The sequence below is a fragment of the Armatimonas sp. genome, assembly GCF_043760365.1.
Taxonomy (GTDB): Bacteria; Armatimonadota; Armatimonadia; order Armatimonadales; family Armatimonadaceae; genus Armatimonas.
In genome coordinates this window covers 1-9,074 of record NZ_JAYUPA010000826.1, presented here as the reverse complement: position 1 = coordinate 9,074, position 9,074 = coordinate 1, and the positions used below count along the sequence as shown (strand labels likewise).

Here is a 9,074-nt window from a genome sequence, read left to right as displayed (position 1 = left end):
CCTCTTTGGCCTCCACCGCCTGGTGCAGACCGTCGGACCAGCGCCGCCCAAACATCAAGCGCCCCGTGGACTCGTCCACGATCACGATCTCAGGCTTGCCCTCTTGATTGGGCTTCACCACGTAGTCCACGTCCAGCTCGAAGACACCGTGGGCTTTCAGGGCGGCGACGGCGTGTTGCATGTACTCCAGGTTCTCCATCGCCGAGATGTCCTGAATGTCATGGCCCATCTTGCGCAGAATCTCCTCGACCTTTTCCATTCCGCGCTCGGAAAACGTGGCGTTCTTAGCCTTCTCGTCCACGGTGAAGTCTTTCTCATCCGTGGTCGTGTCGTACTTGTCTTTCTTCGCCATGCCTTTCTCAAGCTGGGGCATGATTCCCGCAAAGACATAGTAGAGCTCGCTGGAGCGCTGTGCGGTACCGGAGATAATCAGCGGAGTGCGCGCCTCGTCAATTAAATTCGAGTCGCACTCATCAATGACGGCGAACCAGTGCCCTCGGTGCTGAACCACATGCTCCAGAGTGGGAGCCATATTGTCGCGTAAATAATCAAAGCCCAGCTCGGCACTGGTGGCGTAGAGAATATCGCACGAGTAGGCATCGCGGCGGTCGTGGGTCTGGCGGGAGTACTTGAAGCGCTCATCCAGCCCATCCAGTGCTGGGTCTTCGTAGGTCGGGTCGTAGATAAAAGTCCCGCCGCCCTCACCCGTCTCCGGAGAGTGTCCCTGCAAGATCCCAACCGTCATTCCCAGAGCCGCAAAGACCGGCCCCATCCAGACCGCATCACGCTTGACAAGATAGTCGTTGGCGGTCACTAAGTGCGCACCTTTTCCGGCAATCGCATTCAGATAGGTCGCCAGCGTAGACGTCAGTGTCTTGCCCTCGCCGGTGCGCAGCTCGGAGATACGGCCATCGTGCTGAACCATCCCACCAATAAGCTGAACATCAAAGTGACGCATCCCTAGCGTCCGCCACGCCGCCTCACGGCACGCCGCGAATGCCTCCACCATAATGCTATCCAGCGCCTTATCGTAGCCAGCACGCAGCTCCTTGTTATCCCGGTAGCCCAAGATCTCGCCGACCCGCCGGTAGAACACGCTCGACTTCCCGTTATCCTCCTCAGGATTGAACTTTCGGAACACGCCTTCCAGCGCCTCAGCACGCCGCCGGTCTTTATCGCCGACCAGCTCATCTAGTTTTTGCCGGAACTCCTCGGTATGGGCCTTGCGCTGTTCCTCGGTGCGCTCTGAGCTGCCAAGTAGCTCCTCGGCTCGCCTCTTGAACTCCGCTTCGATCGTGGCGATTTTATCTTCCACTTTCGCACAGATCTGGGTCACGACACGAAGCCGGAACTCCTCGGTCTTGGCCTTGAGTTCTTCGTCGGTGAGCTTCTTAAACGTAGGCTCAATCGCGTTGACCGTCTCCACGACCTTACGGTACTTGCGGATGTCACGCTCGTTATTATCAAAAAATTTTCGTAGAAAATCCATAGTTTTAAATATCTTTAGAAAAGGCTTGCCGTCGGCAGGACGGCGTAAAGCCAAGCCCGGCCTTTCAGGGTCGGGGAAAGCAGAGAAAGAGAAAAAGGAGATTTACCCGTGCGGCGGTGCACGGGAACCACAGCAGACAGTCTCCACAGAACGAAGCACCGCTGAGGCCAAGGGAGCCGGTGCGAGAGTATTTTGGAGTTCGGGCAGCATGATGGTCGCCCGAGTGGGCGTCAGAACCGCGAGGGCGTTCTTCTCCGACGCTGGTTCGAGGCGTACCAGCTTGAGGCGACCGCTCTGGGCCGCGGCCTTAATGGCTTCTTCTTCTTGAGTCGTCGCCCGGCGTGGCGCAACCGCGGCCTCGGCGGGAACCACCGCCACATTTGCCTGGCGCAGCGCCGCCAGCACCACCGCCGTCGTGCTCGGGGTGAGCAGGAGGGTGGAGAGCAGAAGCAGGCTCCAAGTCCAGATTGGCTGGCGGTGAACGATGCGGCTCATGAGAAAATTCGCTAGCGGATATTGTATCATCTAGGGTATGACCTACGCGACTCTCTCGGGCATCGGCATTCACACTGGCCAGCCCTGCTCCGCAACACTCAGTGCACTTCCTCCGGGCTCCGGCATTCTCTTTGGGACGCCCGAGGGCCTCATCCCCGCTCGCGCCGAGAATGTCGTGGAGACACTGCGGTGTACGGTGCTGGGCTGTGGCACGGCCCGCCTCTCGACCGTCGAGCACCTGCTCTCCGCCTGCGCCGGGCGTGGTATCCGCGATCTCAAGGTGCATGTGAGTGGCCCGGAGCTCCCGATTCTCGATGGAAGTGCGGCGGGCTGGGCGGCAGTGCTGCCCCAGGACGCACTTGCACTGCGTGAGATTCCCCAGCCGATTATTGTAACGGGCCGAGGAGGCGCATTTATCGCCTGCTACCCCGCGGAGAAGCTCACCGTCACCTGCGCTATCGCCTTTGAGCACCCGCTCGTCGGCACACAGCTCGCGCGCTGGGAAGGCAAGGACTATGCGGAGCAGATCGGCCCCGCGCGCACGTTTGGTTTTATCGAGGAAGTCCAGAAGCTACTGGACGCCGGGTTGGCCAAGGGGGGCTCGCTGGAAAATGCCGTTATTGTCCACCCGGATCGCTACGAGCCCGCGCTCCGCTTTGACAACGAACTTGCGCGTCATAAACTTTTAGACTTGCTGGGGGATCTGCTGCTTGCTGGTTTTTTGCCAAAAGCGGATATAATCGCCATGAGACCCAGCCACGGGCTAAACTGCCAACTGGCGTCCCTTTTGTCGAGGATTGATTTTGAGTAACGAAATAACTTTGCCGATTGAGGCGGCGACGCTCCTGCGTATCCTGCCACACCGCTATCCCTTTCTACTCGTAGACCGTGTGCTCGAAGTAGAGTTGGGAAAGCGCATCCTAGCCCGCAAGAACGTGACAGTCAACGAACCCCACTTTGTCGGGCACTTTCCGATGGTTCCGATCATGCCAGGAGTCTTGCAGATCGAGTGTATGGCTCAGGTCGGGGGAGTTTTGCTCCTGCTGGAGCCGGGCAATGAGGGCAAGCTGGCCCTGCTCACGGGTATCGAGAAAGCCCGTTTCCGGCGTAAAGTGGTTCCGGGTGATGTGCTAGAGATCGAGATCACGGTCATTAAAGTACGCGGCCCGATGGGCTGGATTCACTGCGAGGCAAAAGTCGAGGGCAAGATTGCCTCGGAGGCGGACATCTCCTTTGCACTGGCGGAAGGGAACATGAGCGACCTATGAGTACCTCTAAAATTCACGCGACTGCTGTCATTGATCCCACTGCTCAGATCGGGGAAAATGTAGAAATCGGTGCCTACACCGTTATTGGTCCCGACTGTATTGTCGGTGAGGGCACCATTCTGGGGCCCCATGTGGTGATGGAACAGTACACAGAGCTGGGCAAGCTGTGCCAGGTGCGCGCCGGAGCCGTGCTCGGCGGGCCGCCTCAGGACAATAAGTTCAAGGGGGAGCGCTCGTTTGTGCGTGTCGGTGACCGAACCCAGATCCGCGAGTTTGTGACCATTCACCGCTCCACGGGCGAGGAGGAAGCCACGACGGTCGGCGAGGATGGGCTGATCATGGCCTATGTGCATATCGGTCACAACTGTCATGTGGGCAACAAGGTCATGCTCTCGTCGTATGCTGGGCTCTCCGGGCATATCTATGTCGAGGACAATGTGGTCATCGGAGGTATTGTTGGCATGCACCAGTTTGTGCGTGTGGGCCGCTACGCCATGGTGGGAGGATACTCGAAAGTCGTTCAGGATGTCCCTCCGTTTATGCTCGCCGATGGTCGTCCTGCGGATGTGCTGGATCTCAATGTGCGCGGGTTACGCCGCGCAGGAATTGACGCGAACACGCGCACGGCGCTCAAACAGGCCTACAAACTCATCTACCGCTCCAACCTGAACCGTACTCAGGCACTGGAGGCGATCGCGGAGGAGCTAGACTCCAACCCGGACTTGGACTACCTGGTGCAGTTTATCGAGCGTATGAAAGACGGTACCTCAGGCCGTCAGGAAGACCGCCCCCGGCGCTAGCCTATGCGCATTGCGATCACTGCCGCCGAAGCCTCCGGAGACCGCGTCGCGGGTCAGCTCGCGCGTGAGCTGCGCCGCCTTGTCCCGGACATGGAGATCTACGGGAGCGGCGGCACGTGGCTGCGCGAGGCGGGCGCGGAGGTTCTGGTGGATGCCAACGCCTTTGGTGTCATTGGTATCGCGGCGGCCCTCAAGCTGTTCCCACAGATGCTCTCCGCCCGCCACCGGCTCCTCACTGAGCTCAAGAAGCGTCCCCCAGATGTGCTCATCCCCATTGATGCACGGGCCTTCCACCTGGGAATCGGCCCCATTCAAGGGCTGGTGCCCTGGGCACGGCGCCATATACCACAAACCAAGATCCTCTACTACTTCCCTCCAGGCTCGTGGCATAAGACTCTTAAGTACACCCCTTTGAGCGGCTTAGTGGATGCGGTTGCCTCCCCCTTTCCCTGGAACGCAAGCGAGCTCAACCGGCTGGGCGTCCGCGCGGAGTTTGTCGGGCATCCGCTGCTTGATTTAGTGAAGCCCTCGCAGCCGCTTGCCGTCTTTGCCCAGAAGTACGGGCTGGATACCGACAAACCCCTGGTAGGGTTGCTGCCAGGAAGCCGTACGCAGGAGATCGAGGCCATCTTGCCCGTCCAGCTTGCTGCCGCCCTCCAGATCGCCCAGCGTATCCCTGGTGTCCAGTTTCTGATCGCACTGGCCCCGACGGTGGCGCGGGCGCAGGTAGAGGCGGCAATCATCGAGGCCACCCGCCACCCAGAAGTTTTGAAGGAACAGCCCAAGCCTTCCTCAGACACGCGGCAGCGCCGCGTCGTTCTGGCGGAGGGTTCCGCGGATGCACTGCGGCAGCGGCAGCGGCAGTGGAGTGAGCACGCACAGCCCCACCGCAGTGATCGGCTGGTCATTCCTCCTTTCGCCATTGTCGAGGATGCCACCTATGATGTGCTCTCCGCCGCAGATGCGCTGATCTGCAAGTCAGGAACCACAACCCTGGAGGCAGCGATCCTGGGAAAGCCAATGGTGATTGTCTACAAGCTCGGGCGCGGCAATGCCCTCCAGCTTGCACTGGTTCGCAAGAGCTTACCCCGCTTTGTGGGGATGCCCAATATTATCGCGGGCGAGGAGATCTGCCGGGAGCTCTTGCAGGAGGCAGCTACCCCGGAGGCAATCGCCTCAGAGATTTTGGGAATGCTCCTCGATCCAGATCGCATGGCCCGGATGCGCCGCGACCTAGCCCAAGTTCGCTCTCAGCTCGGCGAGCCAGGCGGTGCGGAGCGCACCGCCCGGCTCGCCCTCTCCCTAGTGGGCGCGTGTTCGAGCGTAGAGCTGAATTAGGGTTGCACTGTCACGCGAGCTGAGCGCGGAGCTGGTCTTAATGACCTCGTGCATCACATCGCCCTCGAAAGCGCTATGCCCGTTGTCTCCTAAGTTACGCCCAACAATGCCCAGGCTATGGCCGAACTGATGCTCGGCAACGGGCAGGAGAAGCGCACTGGAAACACCCTGTCGGATCGTGATGTCACTCTTCTGAATGATGCCATCGGTCGTGGGATTACTAGGAGAATCAAAAAACCTCACCTTGGTAATTCCCACGCCGCCATCGGCAGAGTTCACCGTCTCACTAAATGCAACCGTGATATCTGCTTCGCTGGCATCGGTGGTCTGTGTGAAGCGTACCAGATTACTCGTGCCGATGCTCCAGGCATTAGCGGCAGCCATCAGCTCCGTCGAGCGGTCGGTGGTTCCGTCCAGACCAATAAAGACTTTTAGCGGATTGGCAGTCTTGCTACTGGACCAGCGTAGCGAGAGGTTGAGCTCACTCAAATAATCAGGAGTCGTGGGAGGCGGTGTGCTGCTGCTACCCGCACAGCCCATCAAGACAGAGAGCAGAGCCAAGCTACCAAGAAAGTGTCGTTGAAAGTGCCTTTTCATAGTCAATAGTATACAGGGTACAATCGGCACATGCGTGCAATTTTGCTTTCCTGGGAGTACCCGCCCATGCGGGTGGGCGGTATCGCGGCGGCGCTGGAGGGCCTTGCCCCGGCACTCGCGCGATCAGGCGTGGAGACCCATGTGGTCACGTGTGGTGATTCGGGCGGTGCCCCTGAGGAGAACCCGGTTCCGAATCTCTTTATTCACCGCGTCACCGTAACGGATCCATCGGATAATTTTGTGCACTGGGTCCACTTGCTCAACGATAAATTAGATGAGTGCGCCGATGCGCTGGTTAAAGAGTGGCAGAAAAAAGAGGCACGCAAAAAGAATAAGACGCCTATTGTGCTGCATGTTCATGACTGGCTGGGCCAGTTTGCCGGGATCGCGCTCAAGCTGCGCTACAAACTGCCGATGCTCTCGACCATCCATGCCACCGAGTTTGGGCGCAATAGTGGGATTCGCACCGAGGGCCAGCGCTACATCAACCAGTGCGAGACGGAGCTTGCCCATGAGTCGTGGCGGGTAATTGTGTGCTCAAACTTCATGCGCGGTGAGGTGGAGTACGCGCTGGGCGTGCCGTGGGACAAGATGGATGTGCTTCCCAACGGGGTGGAGACACGCGTTTTCGAGGGACTGGAGGGCGCTGCATGGTCAAGCTTCCGCCGCCGCTTTGTCGCGGATAACGAGAGACTGGTGTTCTTTATCGGTCGGCCTGTTCACGAAAAAGGCGCGCATATTCTGGTGCAGGCGCTCCCCAAAGTACGGGCACTGGGTGTCAACGCCAAGCTCGTGATCTCCGGCGGCGGTGTCCGGGGGCACTTAGAGGCGCTCGCCCGGCAGCTCGGGGTCTGGGACCATGTCTACTTCACGGGGCGCGTGAGTGATGAGGACCGGGATAATCTGTACCAAGTGGCCGATGTCGCCGTCTTCCCCAGCCTTTACGAGCCCTTTGGCATTGTGGCGCTGGAGGCGATGGCGGCGCACACGCCTGTTGTGGTGAGTGATGCGGGCGGGCTGGCCGAGGTGGTCGAACACAATCTGACGGGCACGACGACCCTCAGAGGCGATGCGGACTCGCTCGGCTGGGGAATCGCTCGCGCGGTGCGCGACCCTGGTCACGCGCGTTGGATGGCACAAAACGCCTACGAGCGCGTCGAGAGCATCTTCAACTGGGACGTGATCGCCGCCGACACCAAAGCCGTCTATGAGCGTGTCTGGGAAGAGTACGAAGCGTCTGGCTGGGGCTAACTCCCCGCCTCGTTGCCCTCCCCCGCCTCCGTTGCCCTCCCCCGCCTCGTTCCTCGGCACCCCCTCCCGATAACGGGAGGGGGCAGGGGGGAGGGAGGGCCTACGGAACCGTGGGTTTGCGCCGCGTGGGGGGCACGGCCTGATCCAGACGCTGTGCCTCAGGCTTGCCTTTCAGTAGGCTACGCAAGGTTCCATAGCTCGCTTTGTTAAGTTTGTCAAGCACTTCGGTCTGTGTGTCAAGCGTCGGCAACAGTGCCGCGATGGCTGTAAGATGCACATTTAGTTCGTTGACACTGTTTTGCAGATCGCTCGTCGCGCTTTGCAGACGATTTACCTCCATATCAGGGATCGTCTGATACTTGATGTCAAGGCTCTGCATGAATATAGCGGTCGCAGCAGCACGCCTGAGTGTGCTATCAACCTGCCAGTCTTTCTTCCTTCGGGTGTATGCAAGGGTAAATTTCGTTGCCATTAAGAGTTCCTTTCGGTATACCAAATAGAAAATATGTATTGATAGTACACACTACCTGCTTGTATTATACAGTATCTACAGCCCGGAACGGGCTTTGCGGCGGAACGCCATTGCAGACGCCGGTTTCCAACCGGCGGCAGACCTCGTGTAACAGACTCAGTTTTTAAGTTTTTTCGTGCCGCTTGACTTTCTTAACAATTCCAGGCACACTAGTAACTGCAAGCGCGGGATCCTCTCCTGCACCTGCAGCGGTATCGTCAACATAAACGGTTCTTAACCGTTTCTTAGCTCTGTGTTAATAGTTCGCCCCATCGTCGGGGATAGACTGACTGCGTGGGTATAAACCCACCAAGCAGCGGAGGTACCAAACAAATGCAACAAACCAAACGTGGTTTTACACTTATCGAACTCTTAGTCGTGATCGCCATTATCGCGATTCTCGCCGCTATTCTTTTCCCTGTTTTTGCCCAGGCTCGTGCTAAGGCTCGCCAGACGGCCTGCCTTTCGAACGTGAAGCAAATCGGCACGTCCATGATGATGTATGTCCAAGACTATGACGAGACCACTCCGGGTGCTCGTGGTGGTGGCTGGGAGTGGTGGACAGAGCTGATGCCCTACATCAAGAACCTTGATGTGCTCAACTGCCCGGATCGCACTAACGGCGGGCCCCGTACTCAGGGTTCCGCTGCGGGTGTGACCGCAGGCTGTGTGGGTGGTGTTTACGTCCAGAGCCGCCTCTCAGGCTACGGCTACAACTGGGGACCGATCAACTACCGTGGCGGTGGTCTGATGGGGCCCTCCATCGCGGCTGTAGCGGGTGATGCTTGTGGTCGCCGCCATCCTGGAACGGCAATTGCCTCCATTGACAGCCCTGCAGAGATGTTCGCCTACGGAGACACCTACGATACTCCCCGTATGACGGTAGGTATTGGATTCGCGATGGACGGTGCAGGCGCTATGAGCCGTAACTCCGCAATCCGTCACGGTGCTCAGTGGAATATGGGCTTCATGGATGGCCATGCTAAAAACGTCAAGATGATTGGCGGATTTATGACGGGTGGCTTCAATGGCCGCATGGTCATGCCCGCTGTCCCGGCAATTGGTCGCATGGCCTACTGTGCAGACCCTGGTTATATCGTCAACAACGCTGGAACAGCACAGCCTGATGGCACCAACATCCCGAGCACCCTGCGCTGTGATCAAGTCACGGACTGGATCCGCGCCAACTACCCGCGTTGCCCGACAGCAGGTGGTGCAAACTGCCTCTGGCTGGACTAGGAGTGATGGTAATGAAAATCAAAATCCTCGCTCTCAGTGCACTGGCTCTGCTCGCGCTAGCGGGTTGCTCAACAAAAGAAGAGACC

9 protein-coding genes and 1 pseudogene are annotated in these 9,074 nt (G+C 58.7%); 6 read left to right on the top strand and 4 right to left on the bottom strand.

The genetic code is table 11. The annotated features are described in order from the left end of the window. Window positions 1–1,489: pseudogene (locus ACH2EH_RS20370) on the bottom strand (hypothetical protein); the annotation flags it as partial. 102 nt (window positions 1,490–1,591) lie between these two features. Next, window positions 1,592–1,984: a hypothetical protein gene (locus tag ACH2EH_RS20365; RefSeq protein ID WP_395144584.1), complete on the bottom strand. Its 393-nt coding sequence runs from the start codon at window positions 1,982–1,984 to the stop codon at window positions 1,592–1,594. A 37-nt stretch (window positions 1,985–2,021) separates the two neighbouring features. On the opposite strand from ACH2EH_RS20365, the gene lpxC reads away from it, so the two are divergent. From lpxC to ACH2EH_RS20345, 4 genes are read left to right on the top strand one after another with little or no spacing between them, the layout of a single operon-like run. Beyond that, window positions 2,022–2,795 (top strand): UDP-3-O-acyl-N-acetylglucosamine deacetylase, encoded by a 774-nt coding sequence (gene lpxC, locus ACH2EH_RS20360; protein WP_395144583.1) that lies wholly within the window; start codon window positions 2,022–2,024, stop codon window positions 2,793–2,795. Further along, window positions 2,788–3,252, top strand: a complete 465-nt coding sequence (gene fabZ, locus ACH2EH_RS20355) for a 3-hydroxyacyl-ACP dehydratase FabZ (protein ID WP_395144582.1) — start codon at window positions 2,788–2,790, stop codon at window positions 3,250–3,252. Before lpxC ends, fabZ begins: the two co-directional genes overlap by 8 nt. Then, window positions 3,249–4,052: an acyl-ACP--UDP-N-acetylglucosamine O-acyltransferase gene (gene lpxA / locus ACH2EH_RS20350; protein WP_395144580.1), complete on the top strand. Its 804-nt coding sequence runs from the start codon at window positions 3,249–3,251 to the stop codon at window positions 4,050–4,052. Before fabZ ends, lpxA begins: the two co-directional genes overlap by 4 nt. Window positions 4,053–4,055: 3 nt before the next feature. Beyond that, a complete protein-coding gene (locus tag ACH2EH_RS20345) occupies window positions 4,056–5,390 on the top strand; it encodes a lipid-A-disaccharide synthase (protein ID WP_395144578.1) in 1,335 nt (444 codons plus the stop codon). Here the strand turns inward: ACH2EH_RS20345 and ACH2EH_RS20340 are convergent. Beyond that, window positions 5,355–5,987 carry a matrixin family metalloprotease gene (locus tag ACH2EH_RS20340; protein WP_395144576.1) on the bottom strand — a complete coding sequence of 211 codons (633 nt, stop codon included), beginning with the start codon at window positions 5,985–5,987 and terminating at the stop codon, window positions 5,355–5,357. The two genes, ACH2EH_RS20345 and ACH2EH_RS20340, sit on opposite strands and share 36 nt — an antisense overlap. A 30-nt stretch (window positions 5,988–6,017) precedes the next feature. Between ACH2EH_RS20340 and ACH2EH_RS20335 the strand changes: the two genes are divergently transcribed. Further along, entirely contained in the window at window positions 6,018–7,238 is a 1,221-nt protein-coding gene (locus ACH2EH_RS20335; RefSeq protein WP_395144574.1) for a glycosyltransferase family 4 protein, read from the top strand. 100 nt (window positions 7,239–7,338) lie between these two features. Here ACH2EH_RS20335 and ACH2EH_RS20330 read toward each other — a convergent pair whose 3' ends face one another. After that, window positions 7,339–7,617 carry a hypothetical protein gene (locus ACH2EH_RS20330; RefSeq protein WP_395144573.1) on the bottom strand — a complete coding sequence of 93 codons (279 nt, stop codon included), beginning with the start codon at window positions 7,615–7,617 and terminating at the stop codon, window positions 7,339–7,341. Between the two features lie 465 nt (window positions 7,618–8,082). On the opposite strand from ACH2EH_RS20330, the gene ACH2EH_RS20325 reads away from it, so the two are divergent. Further along, window positions 8,083–8,988, top strand: a complete 906-nt coding sequence (locus ACH2EH_RS20325; protein WP_395144571.1) for a type II secretion system protein — start codon at window positions 8,083–8,085, stop codon at window positions 8,986–8,988. Window positions 8,989–9,074 lie beyond the last annotated feature (86 nt).

What these genes read in the sequence shown, in the direction of transcription:
- ACH2EH_RS20365 (WP_395144584.1), bottom strand. Translation starts at nt 1,984, where the DNA reads ATGAGCCGCATCGTTCACCGCCAGCCAATCTGGACTTGGAGCCTGCTT.
- lpxC (WP_395144583.1), top strand. Translation starts at nt 2,022, where the DNA reads ATGACCTACGCGACTCTCTCGGGCATCGGCATTCACACTGGCCAGCCC.
- lpxA (WP_395144580.1), top strand. Translation starts at nt 3,249, where the DNA reads ATGAGTACCTCTAAAATTCACGCGACTGCTGTCATTGATCCCACTGCT.
- ACH2EH_RS20345 (WP_395144578.1), top strand. Translation starts at nt 4,056, where the DNA reads ATGCGCATTGCGATCACTGCCGCCGAAGCCTCCGGAGACCGCGTCGCG.
- ACH2EH_RS20340 (WP_395144576.1), bottom strand. Translation starts at nt 5,987, where the DNA reads ATGAAAAGGCACTTTCAACGACACTTTCTTGGTAGCTTGGCTCTGCTC.
- ACH2EH_RS20335 (WP_395144574.1), top strand. Translation starts at nt 6,018, where the DNA reads ATGCGTGCAATTTTGCTTTCCTGGGAGTACCCGCCCATGCGGGTGGGC.
- ACH2EH_RS20330 (WP_395144573.1), bottom strand. Translation starts at nt 7,617, where the DNA reads ATGCAGAGCCTTGACATCAAGTATCAGACGATCCCTGATATGGAGGTA.
- ACH2EH_RS20325 (WP_395144571.1), top strand. Translation starts at nt 8,083, where the DNA reads ATGCAACAAACCAAACGTGGTTTTACACTTATCGAACTCTTAGTCGTG.